Here is a 24,862-nt window from a genome sequence, read left to right as displayed (position 1 = left end):
ACATTTAGCTATAAAAGCGCTATTGTACGCGGAACATCAGCAACAAAAAAGGCGCAATAAGCGCCCTTTATACAATCTGTAATGACTACACCGGTTTAAGTGATTCTTTACGTTGATTATAAAAACTAATTAAGTCATCAACCGTTGCTTGGCAATAATCACGAATGCCAGATACAAGCATATGCTTTTCACCTGAACCTACTTTCTCACCATTTTCTAACAGATCAAAGCGAAGCGTAATTTTGCCGCGTTTGCCCGTAAACTCAAAATCAGGCTCAGCAAATTGTAATTCAGGTGCACTGATATCAAGGCGATCAAGGTTAATCAGCATTGATTCGTAAATCACCATTGGACGCGCTGGGTTGATCATCACATCCTGCTTACCCATCAATGGAATGATAACATGCGGGAAGGTCGTGCCAGAGAACTCAACATAGTTTTTGATTAAGCTATTTGTTAACTCAGGGCACTTGCTAACAGCGCCTTCACGTTTCACTTTTAACATGACTTTTTCGCCATCGGTGATCGCAAATTCATCAGCACCTTCAGGGAAAGTCAGCTTTGAATTTTCATCAACCATACCTGCAAACGTGAATTCCATTTTTTCACTGATGCCATAGCGGTTTAAAACCAGCGAAAAAAGTAAATCGCCCGGCACACAAAACTTTTTAGCATCTTTATCGTGTAACGGATTGAAATCATCAGCCACTAACTTGGCGAAACGACAGCCTTGTTCACGTGAGATAGAAACGTAATCAGCATGTTGCTGATAATAAGGACTTAACATAATTGTTCACTGCTTAAACTACTTATAACCTAACTATACTACCAGATAAAATGAAAATAGAGGTCGAATCTGTTAATTATTAATCACGTACTCAGCAAATGTTAAATTACATCAGCTAAAATAGTGGTTTCGATAGGGAAAATTTAAATTGTATCAATTTGTACGAAACAATTAACAAATAACCCAGAATAGTAAACACTTATGCCCGACTAAAAGATAGTGAAAAACTATTAGCTAAAACTAAATATAAATTCAGTTTTCTTTTTAAAACAACAAGCTAACTTTAGAGCAATAAAAAAATACGCCAATAGGCTGAAAATACTGGCTTTGCATAGCACCTATTTGTAGCTATAACGATAAATAAGGTATGATAGACCCGCTTTTTTATCGTGTAATCGCCACTCATAGGCTGCATAAATAATAATTATAATAAGCGGCATACAAATGAGTACTCAAAGTGAGTTGGGCGGGTTACATCAACTTTCGATGGTTATTGTTACTTTGAAAAAAAGACTATTAAAAAACAGAGACTTGGTTAAATGATAAACCGATTAAGTTGGCTATTACTGTTTTTTTGTCTTTGTTTTTCGTCGCTTTGCTTAAGTGATGACAATCCCGAGCAACCTTTTTTTAAAGTCTCTCCCACGGTGTGTGTGACAGACGCGAAACAAAAAGCCTGTGAATTTAATATACAGATTCATTTTCGTGTTGCTCCCTTTAAAGAGCTTTGTTTAGAGATAACTCAGCGTCCACACTATACGCAGTGTTACAAACAAGGTGGTTTAATTGTCGAGAAATTAACGATTAAGACTGAGCATCCGCTGACGGTCAAATTAATTAATCCATTGAACAATCAAGTTGTTAAGCAACAACTACTGTCAATAGCAAGCTATGAAGCTAAAGATTACCGTATAAAACGGCGCTTTGGCTGGAGTTTATAATGCAGCATATTTTTTTAATTGAAGATGATGTGAAATTAGCAAGCTTAATTCAAACGTTTTTGTTAAAGCATGGCTATACCATAGATGTATTTAATACTGCTGAGGCGTACCGTAGCAGTGAAATCACCTTCATGCCATCACTGATTATCTGTGATGTGATGCTACCGGATGGCAATGGTTTTGAGTTAATTTCTCAATTGAAAGAAAAATACAGTTGCCCTGTCATTTTTCTAACGGCGCTGGATTCTGTGCAATCACAAATTAAGGGCTTAAACCTAGGTGCTTACGACTACCTTGTAAAACCCATTAAGCCTGAACTGTTACTCGCCAAGATAAAAACGATTATTGCCCACACCGTTGGCCAAGATAACTTTTCACACCAAATTGACATTTTGCGTATCGATACTAAAAAACGCGATATCTACTTTCATAACACAGCGTTGAATCTCAACGAAAGTGAATTTGAAATCATTGCTTACCTTGCTAAAAATACCCCACAACCAGTTTCTCGCGAAGTCTTATTCAAACATGTTATTGGCCGTGAGTATGACGGACTTGACCGAGCGATTGATTTAAAAATTAGCCGTTTACGCAAAAAGCTTAAAGAAACCATTAGCGATCAAAAAGAAGCGTTAGATATCAAGTCTGTACGAGGTAAAGGATACAGCTTGGATATTTCAAAAATATGAAGCAGCAATTTTTTAAGCTCTATTTAATTATCACAGTAAGCTTAATTGCTTTAGTTTTAGCTTTTGGCCAGCTTTATAATCAGTTTTTTTCTGAACAGATCCCCAGCGTACAAATCAGTGTCGCAGAGCTTGCGAAAATTGCAGAACAAAAAGAAACGAGGATCAGCTCCTTTAATCAAAATGAGCTTGTATTACCTAATTCATTACAAGCCAGTTTCGATAAAGATGGCATTATCAGCGTCACCGAAAACAATCAGCAGTTTATATACTTAAAAGGAAGTAATGGCAGCATCCAAAAAGTTGGCCCCATTTCTTTGATTTCTCAAGCAAAGACTGACTGGTTTGCATTTTTTGCCTTTTACTTTTTACTTGGCGCGATGATTTTGTTGTTCATTCGCCCGGTCTTTCGTGATTTAAGCCTATTACAACGCGCAGCTTACCGCTTCAGCAAAAAACCGCAACGGATAGAGCTTGATATAAAACCTAACTCATCCATTGCGCCATTAGCTAGCACCTTCACCCATATGTCTGAACGCATCAATAAATTTGTTCAGCTACATAACGACCTATCTCGTATTATTTCCCATGAAATTCGCACGCCCCTTACCCGAATGCGCTTTGCTTTATCGATTGCCGATTTGGAATCGCAAGAAAGTAGCCAAATAGAACGCGATATTGATGAGATTGAATTACGCTTGGAGCAATACCTATCGTTCGCTCGCTTAGAGCACCAACAAAGTGTGTTTAATCAAGAGAAAGTTAACTTAACTAAACTGATCAACACAGAAATTGCTAAATTTGATTTATACAAAGAACTTAAATTTACGCCATCCCTTGAGGTAGAGACAGCCTATTGCGAAGCAAGCTTTATGGCTATTGCAGTACAAAACTTACTGATCAACGCCACAAAATACGCAAAAAACACTATTTATATAAGCAGTGCAGAACAAGCAGGCTATTACTTTATAAGCATTACTGATGATGGACCTGGCTTACCAATTAATGCGGATGCGCTCATTGAACCTTTTAAACAAGGTGAAGGAGATAAGCTTGCGAGTGGCTATGGATTGGGACTTTATATCGTGCATCGTATTGCCAGCTGGCATGGCGGTAAAATTAGCTTAGCTAACAGCTCACAAACAGGCGGTGCAGAGATCACCATTCGCTGGCCTAAAAGTGGTAAGTAATACCTGTAAAACCTGAGAAGTAACCATTTTTATTGATCATGTGTGAGTTAGCTAAGTTGCTATCAAGCCATGTATGTTTGAGTTTGAAATCAAGCGTGAAACTATCGCTAATAGGGAATTCGTAACTTACTTTTAAATAATAGTTAGTGGCACTTTCTAAGTTGTAGCTTAGTAAACGGGTTTTGCTTTCTGATGGACTCACCGTGTAGTAATAATCGATCAGCTCTTCATTTTTGTAATTAATGCCCGCCTCAATGCCAGCAGTACCAGAAAACAGTTCAAATACTTGATAGCCGTTTAGCAGGATTTCATAACCATTATGAACATTGGTTACATCATGGACATAGGCTGCACTTAACCACATTGCATCGAAGACGTTTACCGCAGATGACAGCCCCGCCATGTAAGAAAGGTCACGCTCTATAGGTGTTAGGTTAATCGGTGATGCGGTGGGTAATGCCGGTCGCCCAGAGCTCGAACGAACAACACCGGTGGCATAGAGTTTATCTACCCCATCCAGCTCAAAGAAAAAGCCATCATCATTAAAGCGCCCCAGTAAATCAACGTAAAAGTTCTCTGTTTCATAGAGGCTGTAGCCTAAAGAAAAGTCATCGAAATACCAGTTATCACCATAATAAGCAAAGCTTGGCAGGATTGGCGAAGTGACATCATCGGCATCAAGTACCGGGTTCTCAATGCCCCCGTAACCCACTGTGATGCTGGCATGGATTGTCGACTTTTTAATTAATTGTTGCTGTTTAATATCAGCCTGCGCAAACGCAGTTGATGCAGATAAACAACACACTAAGCCAAACAATTTCTTCATTAACGCAATTCACCTTTATGTCATAATTAAGAATTATTATGACAACTCTATACTACTAAAAACTATTTAGTCTTTACCCAATCGGGAACGATCATATCGTTTGCGCGCTTTATTGTATAATTTTTTTGACCAACAAAACGGCGTAGACAGCTGATTTACGCCCCACATTCAAACTAACACACTGAAAAAAATATAAAATAGCTTGTACATTTTGCTACATAGGTTTTCAGTTGTTAGTTATTCTTTTTGGTTATTAAAATATACAACACGATTTTCTAGACCAAAAAAAGGGCCCGAAGGCCCTTTGTCACATAACATACTTAGGGAGTACTTAGCCTCGTTTTACGCGGCGACGAACACCAGCAAAACCAGCTAATAGAACAGTTAACCATGCAAGTGAACCACTTGATGATTTCGCTTTTTCTTCAGGAACCACGGTTGTTTCTTGTGCCGTTACCGTCACAGCAACACCAAGTTCCATCGCTTCAACACCATCACTTACTGTGACAGTGAACTGATGCTCACCAGCCGTTAAGCCTGATACTTCAGTGATTGCTGATGTTGGGCTTGCGATTGTACCTGGGCCTTCCCATGAGAAAGTTAACTCATCGTTATCTAAATCATGTGATGCTGATGCATCTAAGGTAATCACGCTGCCTTCAGTCACTTGCTGAGCACTTGCTTCAACAACCACTACCGGTGCGTCATTGACTGCTTCAACCGTTAATATAAAGGTCGTGCTTGCAGCATCTGATGGATACTCAATATCAGACACCACAACCGTTACTTCAGTCTCACCAGAGAAGTTTTCATTTGGTGTAATCGTGACTGTATCGCCATCAACTTCATAGGTTACGTCATCAGAAATTACCGAGATTTCATTCTTCGAGTTCTTCTCATCAATGTGATGAACCTCGAAGCTAATTGGTGTTTCTTCAGTTGTTACCATGTCATCAAGGGCTACAACAGTGATGTTGCCAGGAATGGCCAGTGTTGCCGTTGAAGTCATGTCGTTAAGACCTGAGATTGCCGCTTTAGCTTCAATTTCAAGTGTTTGACCTGCAGCTGATGGCATTACTTCTGCCCATGCAGTCACTTCAAATTGTGATGACTCTGGACCTACATAGTCCATACACACCACGTAACCATCGCTGATCACTTCATCTAAATTGTTATAAGCGATTTGGATACCACGGTAATTTTCAAGTGGACCATACTCATACTGGGCACCTCGGAAGCCTTGAAGACCGATACTACCTGCAGGACGTGTCGACCCATAGTCTAGGTTATCGTATGCATAGTAAATTTCATGCTCACCTTTACCAAAGCGTGTATTTGCATTAAATAACACTTGGAAATCAAATGAGTTATCACGTTTGGTGTAAGTGTATTTACCCGTTGTGCGGTCGTACACTGGATCGTCATAGTCTGATGCGTTATCCCACTCAACAATACCCCAACCTGTTGCGGTACTTGCGAGTGAAATACCTTCGCTAGACGATAAACCAACTGACATTACTGAGCGTAATAAGCCACTATCTGTGAACTCCCAACCACGCCATAATGGACCCATGTTCTCATATGGGAATGAGTTATAAGGGAACGGATTATGTACCGGGTAGAAGTAACGGCTACCATTGGTATTCACTGTACCCATACCACGAATTTGGATTATCGAGTTTTGGATATTGGTATTTTCAGCATTGTTATACAGGCTAAATGTGTCATAAGCACCGTTGTATAAACTTGCGATTGGTAACGAATAACCACTGCGTGAGTTGTAAAGATTGTTTTCATCGAAACCAGATAGAATTGGCGTAATACCAAACTCTGATAAATCAACATAACCACCCGGGTTTGAGTTACCAAAATCAGGCGTACGACACATTTCATCGGTAATGTTATCTGTCACGATATAATCAGGCTCAACATCGCGGGTATCTGCTTGCGTACCTGTTACAATCACTTTACCGTCTGCAATTTCAACATTGATTTCTGATGCTGTAGAAACCGCAACGTTTTCAGCTTTGATATCAAGACCAGCAGGGATAGCAAGTTCCAATGAGAACTCACGATCAGCACCTGAGTTATTCGCTAACACTTCAAACGTGTAAGGAACCATATCGCCTACTTTTGCACCTGTATATGGCGCATCAAGGTGAGCAACATCGTTACCACGGTTTAGCTTAAATGGAATAGACCCTAGGTTGCCATAGTTCACAGCCGAAGTACCTACATCTAATAGTGAGTAGTACACGCTGTCAGCGTCAAGATCCATATCCCAGTTTACTGTCATTTCAACAGTATTTTGGCCATCACTACCCGGCAGGCTTGCAGTCATACCTGATGCAACTTGGTCTGACACAACCGCAGTCGCAATTTCAAAAGTTTCTTCAACTGCATCTACTGACGATTTATTGGTGTTATAAACAACAACCCAATACTCACCTTCTTCAGGATTATTAATATTACAGAAGTTTTTATAAATCTTATGGTTTGATACACACAAGATTTCGTCTTGTGGCTGTACAATACCATCACCGTTGTAGTCTTTACCTACATAGATGATAGGATTACCTACATTTAAAGTGCCTTCAAGTTCAGACTCAACACTCACTGTTTCTGCAATTAAGCGTTTTGAATTTGCAGGTACCGTTACAAATTTAGCAAATGTTGCTTCATCTAGAATATCTGCCGCATCCACTTCGTCTGTGCGATTCATAGCCCAAGGGAAAGTACGGTCATCATCTTTTGGTAAAGTCACCGTGGTGATGTCTGCTTTTATAGGCTGATATGCACGTGCTACAGGTGCTTCAACACTTGGTAAGACGATACCTTTAGCAACATAAGTACCTACGTTTGAGTGAGCTGTCGTCTCTAATGATGATGGTAAGTTACCACGGTCATATTTAAACGCGACAGGCCAATGTGCATCTGGAATGTCCGCTTCTTCAGCTTGGAAAACAAGGTTTGTATGAAGCTCAACTTCAGAGTTACTAAACCAATCTTGGGTATCCATGATTGATGCTTTAACTATGATTGTTTGTGTTTCACCTTTTTTCAGCGAGAAGGTTTTCGGGAAGATATCAATGTTTACGCCATTTTGCTTACCTTGCGTATTTACGTCAAACGCCCAGTTTTCTACATCTTCGTGGCTTACCGTCCAGGTACCATCTTCTGTTGCTTTAATGGTACGAACCCATTGACACTCAGGTGCACATGAGAAGTTAACTAGGTTTGGTAAGTTTAATTTATGTGGCGTACCACCATTATATGGATCAGCAGCTAAGAAGTTATCCGCGCTTTCATCCATTACAAAACCCGCTTTAGCAGCCAATGCAACATTGATGCGACCTGCACCTGAACGGTAGATTTTCGCATCTGCTACAACATCACTTTCGCTATTTAAACGGTGATATTTAACAACGTTTTCAGAGGTCATTGATAATGCAGATTGAATTTCAGCCGCCGTCCACTCTGGGTGAATTTGACGTAGTAACGCCATTGAGCCGGCAACATGTGGTGATGCCATCGACGTGCCGCTGATCGCTGCATAATCTTGACCATGTGGAGTTACAAACGGATGCTCATCAGAGTATGCCGCGTAAATATCAACACCTGGTGCTGCAAGCGTTGGTGCTAAAATTTCAATGTTTGAATATGATGGACCACGTGATGAGAAGGTTGCTAACCAATCCGCATCGTCCGTATCAACGCGACGTTCAATTACTGTTGGCTTGATGGTGATCATATGACCTTTTTCTGAGTAGCTATCTACCCAGTCTTCTAAGCCATCTTCTGGATAAACACCATTCCATTGGTCATAAGTAAAGTGAACACCCGGTAATGAGTAACCTTCAGCTACAGTACCTTGGTCACGGACACGGTTGAACATAATGAAACCATCTGCACCACCGGCTTTCACATGATCAACTTTTGCAGTACGGGCATTGGCTGCTGAGTCGTTTGGATCGTGGCGTTGACAGATCACAATCACATTGGTGCTACCATCAGCCGCACCTGCGATTTCGGTGCCATCTTTGTAGAAATTAAAGGTATTTTCTGGGTAATCTGCTGTACAGTAACCGTTGTAATCTTTAAAACCATCTACGTCTGCATAGTCTTTAGCCCAAACAACAACACCGGTAATTTCTTCACTGTTGATTGAACCACCAACAAGACCGGTTTCTGACCAGCTAGGTACTTCTGAACCCAAAGTTTCGTCAGCAAAACCTGCATATTCAACCGCAGTTTCGACAGCAACAGTACGACCATGCGTTGTTGCTGCAACTTGTGCAAGCCAAGGAGACGAGTTATCTAAATAACCAAAGCATTCAGCTGCGCCACATGCTTGACCACTGTTACCTGCTGCCGCAGCAACATTGATACCTGCTTCACGCGCAGCTAAAAAAGCAAGCTGCACAGGATCAGCCCACACATTTGAATCAGCTCCACCAATTGAGAAGTTGATGACATCAACACCATCAGAAATTGCATCTTCGATACCCGCAACAAGTGCTTCACCAGGACAGCCTGCGTATTCTTCACTTGATGGGTAACATACTTGATATGCAATGATATTTGCATGCGGTGCAACACCTGAAATTTCAGGGAATAAACCTTCTTTTAAGATATTACCATCGGTATTTTCACCGTAGCTTGCTAGCATAAATGGCACGTCTTTAACGACGTTACCCGCAGCTGTTGAAGCAACGTGCGAACCGTGACCTTGATAATCTTCACCAATTGCAGGCCAGCCTGGGATCATGGCATCAAATGCATCCGTGATCACATCATAAGAACGCACACCGATTAATTTATTATTACATTGAATTTCTTCTGGTTCTTCAACACAGTCACCTACATAAACACCTGCGCCAAACGGGTTTTCATGTTCGTAACCATCGCCACCTACAGCAGCAAATGAAGGGTGGTCTGAGTTAATACCGGTATCGATAATACCTACGATTTGACCTTCACCTTTACCTTTGATGCCACTTGGAACACTTGAGCCATCCCAAATTTGATCCGCACCGATATGCTTAGGGCCTTCATCAGAAAGAAGATCATAGTTTTTCGAACGCATCACAGAAACAACTGCACCAAGTTCTGCAACGCGCATTGCTTCTTGCTCTGTCATTTTTACAGAGAAACCATTTAATGCTTTAGTGAATTGACGGCGCATCTCTGTGCGCCCCGTCACAGCTGTCACGCTTTGCATTACAGTACGTTGTTTTGAAAGTAGTTTATTTTGATAATCAGTCACGGCTGAAACTGTCGCTTGACCTTTCTCAAATACTTTTGAAACGCCTTGTGCTTGAAGTGTTTGTGATAATGGCGACGTTAAATCGCGGGCTTCAAGTGCCACTGAATTATCACGTAAACGAATGATATAAATATGTTCGCCATCAATACCTTCTTCTGTGAATTTATTCGCTTGGCTATTTAGCTGAACATTCAAACCATCGTTTTGCAGCATGTTGCTAGAGTCACCTTGGTTAATCTCTTTGCTAAATGCTTTTACTTCTTCAAATGTGATGTTTGGTGCTTTTAATTGGTGTTTAACTTGATTGTTATCAACACCCACTGCGTGAGCAGCACTAGCACTGTAGAGAGCTGCGGCAACAGCAATCGAGAGTGTTTTCACTTGCATAAAGTATCCCCTGGATAGTTAATTAGAATAATTATTCAAGCTTGTGAACATCCATTTCACTGCTTGCGATTACAATATAACCACAGGGACAATTAAATTTAGGTGTACATTTGTGTAGCGTTTTGTACACACCATTAACAATAAAATTACTTTACAGCTGTAAAAACATACCCCCATACCAATGTAAGGTAATAATAATAAACGAAAAAAGGGCCAAGAGGCCCTTTTGTTAAATCACTCATTTTTGCAAAGATTAGTCGCGTTTTAGCTTACGACGTCTTACTCCAGCAAAACCAGCAAGTAGTACAGTGAACCATGCAAGTGAACCACTTGAACCTTTTTTAGAGTCATCCTCTGGTTCAGGCGTTACTTCTGTTGGTTTCTCAACGCCATCTGAGTTCACCGTTAACACAAACGATGTTTGCGCTTTATCAGATGGATTTTCGATATCTGATACCACCACAGTTACCTCAATGTCACCATAGAAGTACTGATCTGGTGTAATCGTCACAGTATCGCCTTCTACAACGTAGCTTGCATTTTCAGCAATAATTGAGATTTCATTTTTAGAGTTTGTTTCGTCGATGTGATGTACTTCAAAACTGATTGGTGTCTGCTCTTCAGTTACCATATCATCAATTGCTACAACAGTGATGTTACCTGCAACTTCAATGGTATTTGTCACAACTTTGTCAATCGTTCCCGACATTTGCGTACGTGCTTCAAACTCCATTGTTTGCCCTGCACCGCTTGGTAAAACTTCCATCCAAGCAGTCACTTCAAATTGTGAAGACTCAGGACCTACGTAGTCCATACAGACAACAAGGTCATCTTGAATCACTTCATCTAGGTTATTGTACGCAATATCGACACCTAAGAAGCCTTCTAACGGACCGTATTCGTTAATAAAGCCTTTATAACCAGCGATACCGATACTACCGCGTGCATCTGTTGAGCCAAAGTCGATATTATCGTATGCAAAGTAGATTTCATGCTCGCCTTTACCAAAGCGTGTTTGCGCATTAAAAATAGTTTGGAAATCGAAGCTATTGTCGCGACGCACACCTTCGTACAAACCGGTTTCACGGTTGCGGTTAAACTCACCGTAGTCAGCTGCGTTATCAAACTCAATAATTGCCCAACCACTTGATGTACCAGCAACAGTAATACCTTCTGATGAACTTAAGCCCATTGAAAGAACATCTCGGTTATAACCGCCAGTTCCATTACCCCAGCCACGCCATAATGGTGCAATATTCTCATACGGGAACGAGAAGTATGGGAACGGGCTATGCGCAGGCGTTAAATACGGTGAACCTAGGTTATCGATAGTACCGATACCTTTAATTTGGAAAAAGTTGTTATACCAGTTTACGTGATCATAGTTATTGTAAAGACTTAAACGGTCCCATTGACTACCCCAAACTTGAGTTACAGGAATAATCCAACCACGACGATAATTTGGTAAACCACTACTATCAAAACCTGATAACACAGGTGACATGCCAAACTCGCTCAAGTCAACATAACCACCCGGATTTGAGTTACCAAAATTAGGCGTGCGACACATTTCGTCAGTGATGCTATTTGTCACGATATAATCTGGTGCAACATCACTGGTATCAAGCTGCGTACCAGTAAGTACTAACTTACCATCAGCCACTTCAACATTGACATCAGTTGTGCTCGAGATAAGTACGTTATCTTTGTGCAGTGCTAAACCATGTGGAATATCAAGCTCAAAGCTATATTCACTATCGATACCAGTGTTATTCGCCAATACTTCAAACGTTACTGGGATATAGTCGCCCGCTTTCACTTTTGCTTTTGGTGAATCAACATGGACGTGGTCTTTACCACGAATAAGTTTAAGTGGAATTGAACCTAAATCGCCCATATTTGTCGCAGAACTGCCAACATCAACCAGCGAGTAGTAAACGCCATCAACGTCCATTTCCATATCCCAGTTAATAGTCATATCAACTGTGTTAACACCATTGCTTTGCGGTAAAGTAGCACTCAACTGCTCTGATACTTGCCCAGATACAACAGCTGTTGTGAAGCTAAATGTCTCAATAATATCGCCTTCTGGGTAATCATTTTTGTATGAGTTATAAATAACAGCCCAATATTCACCCTCTTCAGGGTTATTGATATTACAGAAGTTGTTATAAAGTTTATGGTTAGATACACATAGGATTTCGTCTTGAACTTGAATCTGACCATCACCGTTGTAGTCTTTACCTACATAGATAAGGGCATTACCAGCATCGTTTGTACCAGCAAGTTCTGATTCAGAACCCATGATTTCAACCGTTAAACGCTTACTGTTAGCAGGTACACTGATGAACTTAGTGAATGTTGCCTCATCCAGTACATCACTCGCATCGACTGAACCTTCAACACGATTAATCGACCACGGATAAGTTTTGTCGTTATCTTTAGGCAATGAAATCGTTTCGACTTCTGCTTTCACAGGCTGATATACACGCGCAACAGGTGCATCAACATTTGGTAGTTGAATGTTAGGTGCAGTAAATGATCCTTGATCAGTGTGGATCACCTTATTTAAGCGCGATGGTAAATCACCACGGTCATATTTAAATGCCATTGGCCAATGAGCGTCTGAAATAACTTCTTCAGCGGCTTTAAAGTGTAAGTTTGAATGCAGCTCAACTTCTGAGTTACTAAACCAATCTTGGGTATCCATGATTGATGCTTTCACAACGATAGTTTGCGTTTCGCCTTTTTTCAGTGAGAAAGTTTTTGGATAAACCTCAATGTTTACACCATTTTGAACAGCTTGTTTATTGGTATCAAATGACCAGTTCACCACGTCACCGTGCTCAACCGTCCACGTACCATCTTCAGTTGCTGTGATAGTACGAACCCACTGACATTCAGGTGCACAAGTAAAATCAACTAGGTTAGGTAAGTTCAATTGATGTGGAGTACCTCCATTGAATGGATCTGCAGCTAAGAAGTTCTCTGCTGTTTCGTCCATTACAAAGCCTACTTTAGCAGCTTTAGCAACATTAATACGACCTGCACCAGCACGGTAAATTTCAGCAGTATCAACGACGTCAGTTTTATCATTTAAGCGATGGTATTTAACCACGTTATCAGCAGTCATGGTTAATGCTGACTGCACTTCAGTGGCTGACCAATCAGGGTGAATTTGACGAAGTAACGCCATGGCACCAGCAACATGTGGTGAAGCCATAGACGTACCACTAATTGCGTTATAATCTTGACCGTGTGGCGTTGTAAACGGATGCTCATCTGAGTAAGCCGCAAGAATGTTCACACCTGGGGCAGCAAGTGTTGGGGCAAGAATTTCAACATTAGAATAAGACGGACCACGTGATGAGAATGTTGCTAACCAGTCAGCATCTTCTTCATTTACTTGGCGTTCAATCAAGGTCTCTTTGATGGTGATCATGTGACCTTTTTCTGAAGAACTATCAACCCAGTCTTCTAAACCATCATTCGGGTAAACACCATTCCATTGATCATATGTAAAGTGCACACCCGGTAATGAATAACCTTCAGTTACAGTCGCTTGATCTCTATCGCGGTTAAACATGATATAACCGTCTGCACCACCCGCTTTTACGTTATCTACTTTTGCAGTACGTGCGTTTGCATTAGGATCGCTTGGTTCATGACGCTGACAGATAACAATAACATTGGTGCTACCATCCGCTGCACCCGCGATTTCAGTGCCGTCTTTATAGAAATTAAAGGTGTTTTCTGGGTACTCAGCAGTACAATAGCCATTGCTATCTTTGTAGCCATTTACATCTTCATAGTCTCTAGCCCAAACAACCACACCGGTGATCTCATTGGCATTCACCGCACCACCGATTAAACCAGTTTCTGACCAACTTGGTACTTCTGAACCAAGCGTTTCATCGGCAAAACCAGCGTATTCTACAGCCGTTTCAACAACAACAGAACGACCATGCGTTGTAGCTGCGACTTGAGCAAGCCACGGCGATGAGTTATCAAGATAGCCAAAACACTCAGCTGAGCCACATGCTTGACCACTGTTACCTGCGGCTGCCGCAACGTTGATACCCGCTTCTCGCGCTGCTAAGAAGGCAAGTTGTACAGCATCAGCCCACACATTTGAATCAGAACCACCGATAGAGAAATTGATTACATCAACACCATCAGAAATCGCATCTTCGATACCTGCAACCAATGCCTCACCCGGACAACCCGCATAGTCAGCACTGTCTGGGTAACACACTTGATAAGAGATGATGTTTGCGTGCGGTGCAACACCTGAGATTTCTGGGAAAACATCTTCTTTGATGACAACACCGTCAGATTGCTCACCTAATCCCATTACCATGTAAGGTACGTTTTTAACTACGTTACCCGCTGCTGTTGAAGCAACGTGAGAACCGTGACCGCCGTAATCTTCACCAATGGCTGGCCAGCCTGGGATCATGGCATCATAAACATCAGTGATCACATCATAAGAACGCACACCAATTAGTTTGTTATTGCATTGAATTTCTTCAGGTTCTTCAACACAGTCACCAACGTAAACACCGTCGCCAAACGGATTTTGGTGCTCATAGCCATCACCGCCAACGGCTGCAAAAGATGGGTGATCTGTATTAATACCGGTATCGATAATACCGACAATTTGACCTTCGCCTTTACCCTTGATACCGCTTGGTACACTACTGCCATTCCAAATTTGATCAGCACCGATATGCTTTGGACCTTCATCAGACAATAAGTCATAATTTTTAGAACGCATCACCGTTGCGACACTGCCAAGCTCGGCTACGCGGCGAGCTTCTTGCTCAGTCATTTTTACAGAGAAACCGTTGAGTGCTTTCGTGAATTGACGGCGCATCTCAGTACGGCCTGTTACAGCGGTTACAGTGCTCATCACTGTTTGCTGTTTGCTTAATAACTTATTTTGATATTCAGTTACCGCAGCAATCGCTGGTTGGCCTTGTTCAAATACTTTGCTAACACCTTGTGCCTTCATTGTGCGGGCAAGCGGTGATTCAAAATTACGCGCTTCTAGAGCAACTGAATTTTCACGAAGTGTCACAATATAAACATGCTCGCCATCAAGGCCTTCTGCGTTGAATTTGCTCTTTTGGCCATTCACTTGCACGTTTAAACCGTCATTCTGCAGCATGCTATGCGAGTCTGCGGTATGAAATTCTTCTGTTAATTTGACGATTTCTTCGGTCGTGAAACTAGCTGGCTTTAAAACATTTGCTTGTTTAAATGGTTGGTCTATACCGACAGCATGAGCTGCACTGGCGCTATAAATTGCTGCTGCAACAGCAATCGATAAGGTCTTAACTTGCATTAGTATCCCCTGGATAGTTGGTAAGTATAGTTATTCAAGATTTGTGAATATCCATTTCACCACTTGTATAGACAATTCAATCACAAAGGGGGTTAAAAGAAAGCTACATGCGTGTAGCATTTTGTACTTAGGGTTAACAAATAAATTACCTAAAAAACAAAAAAATCAATTTTAAGCTTATAAAACAAGCCATAACGCTAATCTAAATTTATCAGCCGCTATTAGAATGTGAACTTTTTATCGTTTTATTTAAGAGCTAATTAATCGACAAAGTTAACAAACATGCACATTCAGTTACATTTTCAAGCGCATTTTAGTCATATTAAAGTGCATGATTAAATGCATTTATTCAGTTTTAGCCAACAATTTTTTACAACACATATGCACTTTTAGCGATAAAGTAAGAAAACTAAATTGAGGTGAAAAACATGACTAGACTACTAATTTTACTCATCACCTTTGCAACTTTGTCAGCCTGCGGCAACATAGGTATAAGACTAAACAGCCCCTATAATTTGTTTACCTATGAATTTGAAAAACAGCGATTACAAGAATTTATAAGTGAACAACAGGTTATTGAAAGCGGCGCCTATTATTTAGGTGAGGTTGAAGGGCTTAGTTGTCTTGGTGAACGCTCAGTGCAATCTGGTGGCTACAACCCTACAGAGGTAAATAGTATCGCTATTGAGCAGCTAAAACTTGAAGTAGTAAATAGAGGCGGTAATGGCTACTGGGTAGAAAGCTGTAAAGACTTTACCAGTGACGACCAAAACTGCGATGTTGCCACGGTATGTAAAGGTAAGGCGTATAGTTACTGAGGCCAACTTCGTTTTATTTATTACAGAGCTGGCACTTTTAACAGCTACAGCTATAAACAAAAAACCGAGCATAGAGCTCGGTTTTTGGAAGTTTTATCACGATTATGCTTGTGGATAATCGCGGTATGCACGCTCAATGTTTTTAGCTTGCTTTTTAGACACACCAATATGCGCTAATGCTACACGTAAACGAGCACGTGATAAGTCAGAGCCTAAAATCTCCATCGCATCAAGTACTGATGTTGAAGATGTCTTACCAGTGATCGCCACAAAGATTGGCTCAAGGAAGTCTTTAATCTTCAATTCATGGAAAGTGGCCACTTCTTTTGCGATAGCAAAAATCGCTGGTTTTTCCCAACTGCGTAACCCTTCTAATTGCCAGATGAAGAACTGTAACGCTTGGCGCGTTGCATCTTCACCTGCTTTACCTGCTGTTAATAGCGCAGGATCATAGCTTGGGATACCACCTACAAAGTGACCCGCTAGGTCAACCATGTCAGAAAGCGTATTAATACGCGTTTTTGCTTCTGGCAATACTTTAGCGAATAGCTCAGTATTAAATTTCCAATCAACAAAACGTTGCATTAATTCTGCATCAGATAAGTTTTCACGGATCCACATACCGTTTAACCAGCTAAGCTTATCGATATCGAAAATAGGGCCGCCTAGCGACACACGTTTCATATCAAAGTGCTCAATCATCTCATCTAGTGTGAACTTTTCACGCTCATCTGGCATTGACCAACCCATACGGCCTAAATAGTTTAATAGCGCCTCTGGTAAGTAACCCATTTCTTTATAGTAGTTGATTGATGTTGGGTTTTTACGCTTCGATAACTTTGATTTATCTGGGTTACGAAGAAGCGGTAAGTGACCAAGTACCGGCGCTTCCCAACCGAAGTCTTCGTATAATTTTAATAGCTTAGGCGCTGAGTTGATCCACTCTTCACCACGGAAAATGTGGCTAATTTGCATGTGGTGATCATCAACTACGTTGGCAAGGAAGTAAGTTGGGAAACCATCCGCTTTAAGTAGCACTTGCATGTCTACGTTTTCCCATGGGATCTCAATGTCGCCACGTAGGTAGTCGTTAAACTTAAACGTGCCTTCGCTTGGGATCTTCATACGGATTACGTAAGGCTTACCCGCTTCAAGGTTTGCTTTAATTTCATCTTCAGAAAGATTTAAACCACGACCATCGTATTTAGGGCGCAGGCCTTCGGCCATTTGCTCTTCACGCATTTGGTCTAGTTCTTCGCTCGTAGCAAAGCAATAAAACGCTTTACCTTGTTCAACAAGTTGATGCGCAAATTTCTTATATAAATCGCTACGCTCAGACTGACGGTATGGACCAAACTCACCGCCTACATCTGGACCGTGATCCCAGTTTAAGCCTAACCATTTCAAGCTATCCATAATAGCTTGCTCTGATTCTGGCGTACTACGAACTTGGTCTGTATCTTCAATACGTAACACAAACTCACCGCCTTGCTGCTTAGCAAAACAGTAGTTAAATAATGCGATGTATGCAGTACCTAGGTGCGGGTCGCCTGTCGGTGACGGAGCAACACGGGTGCGAATTGTCATGGTTATATCTCTCAAAAGACAATTAAAAATTTGCCCAAATGCTAGCACAGCACGGGCTATAATCGAAGTGAAAAGCCGCTTTAAGCAGCGACTTTATCTAAATAAGCAATGATATCGTTTGATTCATACAACCAAGTTACTTGGCCGTTTTCTTCAATACGTAAACAAGGCACTTTTACTTTTCCGCCCTGCTCTAAAAGCTCTTGGCGAAATTGCTCGTTGCCTTTGGCATCACGAGTTTCAACTGAAAGACCTTGGCGTTTAATTGCACGACGTACTTTCACACAAAATGGACAAGCTTTAAATTGATATAGCTTAAATTGTGATGTCACTGAATCAAGCGCCGCTTGCTCTGCTGCTGGACGCTTCTTACTACGTGGCGTGAATACAAAATCAAAAAACAAAATGATGCGGCCTAACAACCAACGAACAAACTTCATCTTACCTTCTCAATAGGGCTCTAAAAAATAGTGGGCAATTTTAACACAGCAAAGCGCGCTGCAACACCTTAAAACAGCTCTATTGAATCATCTTGAGGTTGGCTTTGTTGAATATCTAACTCGGAATAGGCAGTCACGCGATTGCGGCCCATATTTTTAGAATGGTATAAGGCTTTATCGGCTTTTTGGACCAGACTGGCAACCATTTCAAATTCGTAGATTGGCATAAAACCGCTACTCACTGTTAAGTTACCGACTTGCGGGAAGGGGTATTCTGCTACGCAGCCACGAAAGCGATTAAGTGCATTACGAGCATCGAGCTCGTCACTGGCTTGAAATAACACAGCAAATTCTTCGCCGCCGTAGCGAAATACATAATCTTCGAAGCGAAAGTTATTTTTTAATAGCTGCGCCACTAACAAGATCACTTCATCGCCAATAACGTGACCATAGTTATCGTTTACACGTTTAAAGTGGTCTATATCGACCATCGCCAAGTACCAATGACGATGCTTTGAGTCAGGTTCAAGGTGTTCTATTGCAGCATCGGCTGCAATTTCAATCACTTTTTTATCAAAGGTTTGTCTGTTTAAAAGCTCAGTTAAAGGGTCTAGTTGCGACTTATAAAGTAACGACAGTTGATTCGCATAGATGTTCAGCATGTAGATGGCGAGCATACTACAGCGCTCTGAAAGCTCTTTTTCAGATTCAATAACCAGTACACCAACCACATTGCCCATGTAATAAATAGGCACATAAGTAGAAATAAAGCCGTAGTTGCGACTGATGCGAATTTTATTACGGCTTACTTTTTCGATGAGCTCATTGACTTCATGTTCACTGAGCTCTTCGATAACTGAATCTTTATTTAGCAGCCTGGCAGGCAGGCCAGGTTTAAAAAACTTATTGATGTAAATAGCGAAACGAGAAAATTCATCTAATTCGCTCACGGCATTAATAAGCGCCTGATCGAGCTCAGGCTCTTCTTCTTGTTGGGTGATTTCTACAACCCAGTCATGTCCGCAAGCGTTAACCGCCATTTAAAAGTCCCCAAAACCGCATATTACTTTAGTTTAGTTAACTTTATCAGAATTACTAAAAAACTATAACAAAATCATATCATCTCGGTGAATTACTTCACTGCTTGGTGCAAATGCAAGCAACTCAGTAATTTGCGACGAATGACAGCCCTTAATTTGATCAATTTCTTGGTGGTTAAAATTAACAAGACCTTTAGCAATACATTGTCCTTGGCTTGTCACCACTTCAATCACATCACCGCGCTCAAACTGCCCTCGCACACTTTTTACGCCTTTTGCCAAAAGGCTTGCGCCACGTTCTTTAAGCGCAAGGCTTGCGCCGTCATCAATCACTAATTGTCCTGTGCTTTTAGGCCCTGCAAGTAGCCACTTTTTACGGCCATCTTTTGGTGCAGTGAGTTTTAAAAAGCGCGTACCTGGAAGCTTATCAGCCATGCAATTTAAAATCACATTCTTGCCTGCGCCTTTGGCAATAATCACTTCAACACCAGCACGACGTGCAATATCGGCCGCTTGCAGTTTAGTTGCCATACCTCCGGTACCTAGGGTGGTGCCACTGCCACCAGCGAGCTCTCTGAGTTCATCATTAATATGTGACACTTCATTGATTAGTGTTGCATTGGCATCAGAGCGCGGATCGCCTGTAAATAAGCCTTCTTGATCAGTTAACAATAACAGCTTTTCAGCATTCGCTAATATTGCGACTAAAGCAGATAAGTTATCGTTATCGCCGACTTTAATTTCGGCGGTGGCTACAGCGTCGTTCTCGTTAATAATTGGCACCACATTGTGCGCTAGAAGTGCATTTAAGGTATCGCGGGCATTTAAGTAACGTTCACGGTCCTCGACATCGGCGCGGGTCAATAGCATTTGTCCAACATTCACACCATACAAAGCAAACAGACTCTGCCAAATATGAATAAGCTGTCCTTGGCCGATTGCGGCAAGCATTTGTTTTTCAATCAAAGAACGACCACAGGGGGTAATGAGTTGCTCGCGACCTGCAGCAACCGCGCCGCTTGATACTAAAACAACCTGATAACCCTGTTTTTTTAATTCACAACATTGGCGAACAAGTTCAACCATGTGTGCTTTATCTAATTTGTCGGTACCGCCTGTCAGCACGCTTGTGCCCAGCTTTACAACAACGACGTGTGGCCTTTGCATTTGATTCTTATATTCTGTAATTAAAATAGAGAATTTATATATACCAGCTAACAGTTTTTGAACAAGTTAAAAAAATTCATGCTAGGATCGCGCTCTCGTTTTTTTACTCAATAGCGACACCTATGCCAGCCAGTTTATGCTTAATTATCGCGACCTTTTTATGGGGAAGCTCCTACATTGCATTAAAGCATGCAATCAATGTTTATGATCCTGTGTTAGTCATTTTCTTAAGAATGCTAACCACATTATTGATTAGCTTATGTTTATGGCGCTATGTGATCCGCTTTGAGTTCAAACCAGGTGACTGGAAGTACTTAATTGGTATGTCACTGGCTGAGCCTTGTTTCTATTATTTATTTGAAGGGCATGCTCTTGAATACACTTCAGCATCGCAAGCTGGGGTAATTGTCTCTTGTTTACCAATTATCGTCGCTATTTTGGCGTTCTTAATATTAAAAGAGTACATCAGTAAAGCCATCGTCGTTGGCTTTACCTTGTGTATTGGTGGCAGTATTTTATTAACGCTATTATCACCAAGCACTGAGCAAGCCCCTAACCCACTGCTTGGTAACTTTTTAGAGTTGATGGCGATGGTTTGCGCGGCGTTTTATACCGTGAGCGTAAAACACTTAGTCGCCCGTTACTCACCGCTGACCTTAATAGCAATCCAAGGATTTAGCGGTAGCTTATTCTTTGCGCCTTTTTTATTTTTTATCGAACTACCCAGCGAAAATCAGCACGACTTAAGTGCCCTACTGAGCATTTTATATTTAGGCTCATGTGTCACTTTAGGCGGCTATGGCATGTACAATTACGCCATCAGTAAAGTGTCGGTGTTAACCGCTGCTGCTTACTCAAACCTCATTCCAATTTTTGCGTTAATTTTGTCAGCCATTCTACTTGGCGAAGTACTCACACTTTGGCAATGGGTGAGTATTGCGGTGGTATTCGCTGGTGTTATTGTTAGCCAACGTCATCAAGAGCTCAGAGTTGAAGTAGACGACGATAATTTATCAGCCGACACCAATAGCCTAAACTCTGTCCCTGAAGCTAACGAGTCAAAAGGGTAACAGGTTAATAAATAAAGGCCTGATTGTGCTAAAAAGCCCTGTTCGCTTTGATGAATAACATCAATGCTACGAACTTGATAGTGTTCAATCTGGCCACTTTGCAACTGCATACTGAACTGCTCACCCACTGCGACATGTTTTAGAAATGCAAAGTGGGTGTCATTATGGCCAGCTATTAAAACCCCTTTTGAGCTGCCAAGTTCACCGCTTGGCAAAAAATGCCCGGGGGCAAACGCAAGGTTTCGCCCCGATGCACCGGCAAGTACAGTCAACTCTTGCTGCTGGCTTGGCCAATTTATGTGTGCAGTGACATAACCATCGGCGTAAAACCAAGGCCTCACTTGCTCATTAGGACTTTGCAAAGCTTGCTGCCAAGCTGATTCAATCAATGCCTGTGCCAGCCAAGCTTTCGCCTGCATATAACCGCCATTAACAAACAATGCGATACCAAGTAAGGCGCTGCATAATGGCAGCGCTTTTTTTAGCGTCGCCATTGCCATAACCATGAGAATGTAAGCAGCAACAACCCAAGTAGCATAAACACCCGGCTTTGTCCGTCGGTTTGCGGTAGCGTCATGCCGTTAGGAAGTTTATTTCGTACTTGCATTGAACGCTCTGCAATTTCATTATCCGCATAGTTATCAACTGCAATAAAGGCCGTAAAAGGGCTAAGTAAATGATGCTGAAGTGCTAATGTCTCGACTTCTGCGCGTACCGCCTGTTTTTCGTTATAAAGCAGCAGCGATTTAATTTTTTGTCTGGCCCAGAGTCTAGCGATACCTTCGCCTTGTGCAGCATTGGCGGTTGCTAAATTAATGGTGAGTGGCCCTGTGTTTGTTTGCCCTTTTAACGTTAAGTGCTGACTGCCATCAAGCTTTACGGCAACCAAAACCGGCTCAGAAAAATACAAATCAGGTAATGGCGATGGCCAATATTCAAGTGCTGCTTTGTCGCCTTCAAGAGCAAGCTCTGTAACTGCAGGATGCGCCAGCTTATCAAAGAGCAGCTGCATTTTGGGCTGGACTTGGTTGGTACTACTAATAAAAGTGAATGTACCACGGCCAATATCGGCAGCTCTGGTCATAAAAAAGCTATTAGGCGCGCTACCAATACCGACGGTAAAGAGTCGGCTGTCACCCAAATCTGTTTGAATTTGTTTAAATAGCTGCGTTTCGTTACCCACACTGCCATCGGTTAAAAACACCACTTGGCGTACAAAGCCATCATGCTGTTTACCATCAAGTACCTGAGTCAGTGCTTTTGCTATTTCGGTGCCGCCATCAGCTTGTAAACCATAAATAAAACGCTCTGCACGGCGAATGTTAAAGTCATTGGCAATCATTGGCGTGTCACTTAACACTGACACTTCGTTATCAAAGCCGATGATGTTAAAACTGTCATTTTCATCCAATAACGAAAGGGCATAAAACAAGGCTTGTTTAGCCTGCTCCATAGATTGACCATGCATTGAGCCGGAGGTATCTACAACAAACACCATTTCGCGAGGCAGACGAGCTTGCGAGATAAAGTGGTCGCTTGGCGGTACTAACATCAGTAAACCATATTCTTGTCCGGCAACTGTTTCGGTAAAAAATGCAGCCTGAGAGTGGGCTTTATCAAGGGGTTTAAATGTCAGCTCAAAGTCTCTATCCATTGGAACATCACGATTAAGTGATAACTGGTACCGACCAAAACTTGGATTATCGATTTGCATGCCCGCTAAATTAGCGTTGATATCACTGAGTTCAAGGCCAATATCCATCGAAATAGCAAGGTTTAGGCTCGCATCAGACTCTTGGCTTTGTGCACGATGAAAAACAGGCTTTAGCCACGCTGATGCCACTTGCGCTGTGTTAGCTGTTGTGTCGTTCTGTTGTTCTGTGTCTTTTGTTTCTAGATCCGTTTTTTGCTGCAGTTCTGCCGTTAAAGGTTCGTAGCGCGGTGTAATAGTGGTTGGAAAACGCAGTGAAAACACACCATCGCGAAAACCGATTATCTCTTGGTATTGCAAAGTAATTTCAATCTCTTCCCCTGCTCCAAGGTTTGCCACATCAGTAGAGAAAATATTCGCACGTTGCTGACGAACTAAAGCGGCGCGTTTACCCTGTTTTTGAGCTTGCTCAAATTGCTGTTCAGCCTGCTGTTTAAGGGCAATGTTACCGGTGATAATGCGCTCACCAATTTGCATTTGCATGGCATGAACTGCACTTTCATCAGGTAACGGAAACACATAGCGTGCATTAACCGCAAACGGGTGCGGGTTTTGATAACGTTGTTTAACAACAACATGATTAATAAGCCCAGTGAGCGTCATAGTGACATCGTTTTTCACTAATAAGCCCGACGACACTTGGCTATTTGAATCATCATAAAAACGCAGTTCGGCACTGGCATTGGCTGCAAATGCAGGGTTAATTGCATAGCCTAATAAGAGGATAAAAAGGCTCCCAAAAAGGAGCCTTTTGGTACGGTTACTCAACATAATATGTCACTCCATCGACCGATGAATTAGTGGTTACTTTGTGCTGTACGTAAGCTGCTTTGTGACACGGGGCGTGTCGTTAAGGTTACGCGGCGGTCAAACACGTTGTCTTCGTAGTTATTTGAATCAGCAACACTTTGCTGCTCACCAAAGGCGGTTGCGGTTAAGCGCGTATGAGGCACACCTTGTTTAATTAAGTAGCTTTGCACTGCATTTACACGTTGTTTTGAAAGCATTAAATTAGCCAACTCATCACCACGCTGATCTGCAAAGCCATTTAAGTCGATAGCCAGATTTGGCTGGGCAATCAATAACTGCGCGACTTTGTCGAGTTGATTTGCAAAGTGTGGGGCAATTTCGCTAGAGCCGGTTTTAAACTGTACCGTCATCGCCAATAAGGTGTTCAATTGAGCTTGTAGCAACTGCTCTTTTTCGTCAGCTAATAATTCAAGCTGCTCACTTAGGGCTGCGTTATCGGCAATCACTTGTTGGTAATCTGCGGTTTGTTCTTTCATTACAACTAATGCGTGAGCTTGTTCATCAATGGTGTTGTCTGCCGCTTCTTTTTCGCCAATTAAGCCACCTGCAAACGCGCCAATAAATGCACCCACTGGGCCGCCGACTATGCCGCCAACAAGGGCACCTGCACCTAAGCCAATGGCTGTTTCTTTTGGTGTTTCTTGTTTAGTTTGACTCGCAGCGTCTGCAAAAGGGGCTACAGATACAGCAGACGTAATAACAGCGGCAATAATTAATTTTTTCATGGTTTAATCCTTTTTCTACTTAATTGCTTGGCAACATTGGTTGGTGTTGCGAACTTGGTATGGA

Annotated in this window: 16 protein-coding genes; 5 read left to right on the top strand and 11 right to left on the bottom strand. The window is 41.8% G+C overall.

The features are described 5' to 3' along the window. Positions 1-85: 85 nt before the first annotated feature. Positions 86-787 (bottom strand): DUF3581 domain-containing protein, encoded by a 702-nt coding sequence (locus tag NH153_RS09950; RefSeq protein WP_063703332.1) that lies wholly within the window; start codon positions 785-787, stop codon positions 86-88. Positions 788-1,326: 539 nt separating this feature from the next. Between NH153_RS09950 and NH153_RS09945 the strand changes: the two genes are divergently transcribed. The 3 genes from NH153_RS09945 to NH153_RS09935 are packed head-to-tail and all read left to right on the top strand — an operon-like array spanning position 1,327 to position 3,604. Further along, complete coding sequence (locus tag NH153_RS09945) at positions 1,327-1,728, top strand: DUF3019 domain-containing protein (RefSeq protein WP_138625483.1); 402 nt, start codon at positions 1,327-1,329, stop codon at positions 1,726-1,728. Beyond that, positions 1,728-2,417, top strand: coding sequence for a response regulator transcription factor (locus NH153_RS09940; RefSeq protein ID WP_063703328.1), 690 nt, complete (start codon positions 1,728-1,730; stop codon positions 2,415-2,417). Before NH153_RS09945 ends, NH153_RS09940 begins: the two co-directional genes overlap by 1 nt. Then, on the top strand, positions 2,414-3,604 hold the full coding sequence (locus tag NH153_RS09935; protein WP_063703326.1) for an ATP-binding protein: 1,191 nt from the start codon (positions 2,414-2,416) through the stop codon (positions 3,602-3,604). Before NH153_RS09940 ends, NH153_RS09935 begins: the two co-directional genes overlap by 4 nt. On the opposite strand, the gene NH153_RS09930 is transcribed toward NH153_RS09935, so the two are convergent. The 3 genes from NH153_RS09930 to NH153_RS22005 form a co-directional block, all read right to left on the bottom strand. Beyond that, the gene (locus tag NH153_RS09930) at positions 3,588-4,430 is read right to left on the bottom strand and encodes a MipA/OmpV family protein (protein WP_063703325.1); all 843 of its coding nucleotides are present in this window, start codon (positions 4,428-4,430) and stop codon (positions 3,588-3,590) included. The two genes, NH153_RS09935 and NH153_RS09930, sit on opposite strands and share 17 nt — an antisense overlap. Positions 4,431-4,761: 331 nt before the next feature. Further along, the gene (locus NH153_RS22010; protein WP_063703323.1) at positions 4,762-10,083 is read right to left on the bottom strand and encodes a S8 family serine peptidase; all 5,322 of its coding nucleotides are present in this window, start codon (positions 10,081-10,083) and stop codon (positions 4,762-4,764) included. A gap of 253 nt (positions 10,084-10,336) precedes the next feature. Beyond that, the gene (locus tag NH153_RS22005) at positions 10,337-15,430 is read right to left on the bottom strand and encodes a S8 family serine peptidase (protein WP_063703322.1); all 5,094 of its coding nucleotides are present in this window, start codon (positions 15,428-15,430) and stop codon (positions 10,337-10,339) included. A gap of 428 nt (positions 15,431-15,858) precedes the next feature. Between NH153_RS22005 and NH153_RS09915 the strand changes: the two genes are divergently transcribed. After that, entirely contained in the window at positions 15,859-16,248 is a 390-nt protein-coding gene (locus NH153_RS09915) for a hypothetical protein (protein WP_063703320.1), read from the top strand. 102 nt (positions 16,249-16,350) lie between these two features. On the opposite strand, the gene gltX is transcribed toward NH153_RS09915, so the two are convergent. The 4 genes from gltX to proB all read right to left on the bottom strand — a co-directional run bounded on the left by gltX (position 16,351) and on the right by proB (position 20,482). Further along, a complete protein-coding gene (gene gltX, locus NH153_RS09910) occupies positions 16,351-17,835 on the bottom strand; it encodes a glutamate--tRNA ligase (RefSeq protein ID WP_063703318.1) in 1,485 nt (494 codons plus the stop codon). Between the two features lie 80 nt (positions 17,836-17,915). Next, positions 17,916-18,275, bottom strand: coding sequence for a glutathione S-transferase N-terminal domain-containing protein (locus NH153_RS09905; RefSeq protein ID WP_054560852.1), 360 nt, complete (start codon positions 18,273-18,275; stop codon positions 17,916-17,918). Positions 18,276-18,343: 68 nt separating this feature from the next. Then, complete coding sequence (locus tag NH153_RS09900) at positions 18,344-19,315, bottom strand: GGDEF domain-containing protein (RefSeq protein WP_063703315.1); 972 nt, start codon at positions 19,313-19,315, stop codon at positions 18,344-18,346. A 63-nt stretch (positions 19,316-19,378) separates the two neighbouring features. After that, on the bottom strand, positions 19,379-20,482 hold the full coding sequence (gene proB, locus NH153_RS09895) for a glutamate 5-kinase (protein ID WP_063703313.1): 1,104 nt from the start codon (positions 20,480-20,482) through the stop codon (positions 19,379-19,381). Positions 20,483-20,604: 122 nt separating this feature from the next. Here proB and NH153_RS09890 point away from each other — a divergent pair, with 122 nt between their 5' ends. After that, a complete protein-coding gene (locus NH153_RS09890; RefSeq protein WP_063703311.1) occupies positions 20,605-21,552 on the top strand; it encodes a DMT family transporter in 948 nt (315 codons plus the stop codon). On the opposite strand, the gene NH153_RS09885 is transcribed toward NH153_RS09890, so the two are convergent. From NH153_RS09885 to pdsO, 3 genes are read right to left on the bottom strand one after another with little or no spacing between them, the layout of a single operon-like run. Then, the gene (locus NH153_RS09885; RefSeq protein WP_063703309.1) at positions 21,459-22,046 is read right to left on the bottom strand and encodes a class GN sortase; all 588 of its coding nucleotides are present in this window, start codon (positions 22,044-22,046) and stop codon (positions 21,459-21,461) included. The genes NH153_RS09890 and NH153_RS09885 overlap by 94 nt on opposite strands. Then, the gene (locus NH153_RS09880) at positions 22,034-24,034 is read right to left on the bottom strand and encodes a marine proteobacterial sortase target protein (RefSeq protein ID WP_063703307.1); all 2,001 of its coding nucleotides are present in this window, start codon (positions 24,032-24,034) and stop codon (positions 22,034-22,036) included. Before NH153_RS09880 ends, NH153_RS09885 begins: the two co-directional genes overlap by 13 nt. A gap of 26 nt (positions 24,035-24,060) precedes the next feature. Then, positions 24,061-24,798: a sortase-associated OmpA-like protein PdsO gene (pdsO, locus tag NH153_RS09875; RefSeq protein WP_063703305.1), complete on the bottom strand. Its 738-nt coding sequence runs from the start codon at positions 24,796-24,798 to the stop codon at positions 24,061-24,063. Between the last annotated feature and the right edge of the window lie 64 nt (positions 24,799-24,862).

Source organism: Pseudoalteromonas gelatinilytica (assembly GCF_001641615.1).
Classification (GTDB): domain Bacteria; phylum Pseudomonadota; class Gammaproteobacteria; order Enterobacterales; family Alteromonadaceae; genus Pseudoalteromonas; species Pseudoalteromonas gelatinilytica.
This window is presented reverse-complemented; position numbering and strand designations above follow the sequence as displayed.

What these genes read in the sequence shown, in the direction of transcription:
- NH153_RS09915 (WP_063703320.1), top strand. Translation starts at nt 15,859, where the DNA reads ATGACTAGACTACTAATTTTACTCATCACCTTTGCAACTTTGTCAGCC.
- NH153_RS22010 (WP_063703323.1), bottom strand. Translation starts at nt 10,083, where the DNA reads ATGCAAGTGAAAACACTCTCGATTGCTGTTGCCGCAGCTCTCTACAGT.
- NH153_RS22005 (WP_063703322.1), bottom strand. Translation starts at nt 15,430, where the DNA reads ATGCAAGTTAAGACCTTATCGATTGCTGTTGCAGCAGCAATTTATAGC.
- proB (WP_063703313.1), bottom strand. Translation starts at nt 20,482, where the DNA reads ATGCAAAGGCCACACGTCGTTGTTGTAAAGCTGGGCACAAGCGTGCTG.
- NH153_RS09885 (WP_063703309.1), bottom strand. Translation starts at nt 22,046, where the DNA reads ATGGCGACGCTAAAAAAAGCGCTGCCATTATGCAGCGCCTTACTTGGT.
- NH153_RS09935 (WP_063703326.1), top strand. Translation starts at nt 2,414, where the DNA reads ATGAAGCAGCAATTTTTTAAGCTCTATTTAATTATCACAGTAAGCTTA.
- pdsO (WP_063703305.1), bottom strand. Translation starts at nt 24,798, where the DNA reads ATGAAAAAATTAATTATTGCCGCTGTTATTACGTCTGCTGTATCTGTA.
- NH153_RS09900 (WP_063703315.1), bottom strand. Translation starts at nt 19,315, where the DNA reads ATGGCGGTTAACGCTTGCGGACATGACTGGGTTGTAGAAATCACCCAA.
- NH153_RS09890 (WP_063703311.1), top strand. Translation starts at nt 20,605, where the DNA reads ATGCCAGCCAGTTTATGCTTAATTATCGCGACCTTTTTATGGGGAAGC.
- NH153_RS09945 (WP_138625483.1), top strand. Translation starts at nt 1,327, where the DNA reads ATGATAAACCGATTAAGTTGGCTATTACTGTTTTTTTGTCTTTGTTTT.
- NH153_RS09940 (WP_063703328.1), top strand. Translation starts at nt 1,728, where the DNA reads ATGCAGCATATTTTTTTAATTGAAGATGATGTGAAATTAGCAAGCTTA.
- NH153_RS09905 (WP_054560852.1), bottom strand. Translation starts at nt 18,275, where the DNA reads ATGAAGTTTGTTCGTTGGTTGTTAGGCCGCATCATTTTGTTTTTTGAT.
- NH153_RS09930 (WP_063703325.1), bottom strand. Translation starts at nt 4,430, where the DNA reads ATGAAGAAATTGTTTGGCTTAGTGTGTTGTTTATCTGCATCAACTGCG.
- NH153_RS09880 (WP_063703307.1), bottom strand. Translation starts at nt 24,034, where the DNA reads ATGTTGAGTAACCGTACCAAAAGGCTCCTTTTTGGGAGCCTTTTTATC.
- gltX (WP_063703318.1), bottom strand. Translation starts at nt 17,835, where the DNA reads ATGACAATTCGCACCCGTGTTGCTCCGTCACCGACAGGCGACCCGCAC.
- NH153_RS09950 (WP_063703332.1), bottom strand. Translation starts at nt 787, where the DNA reads ATGTTAAGTCCTTATTATCAGCAACATGCTGATTACGTTTCTATCTCA.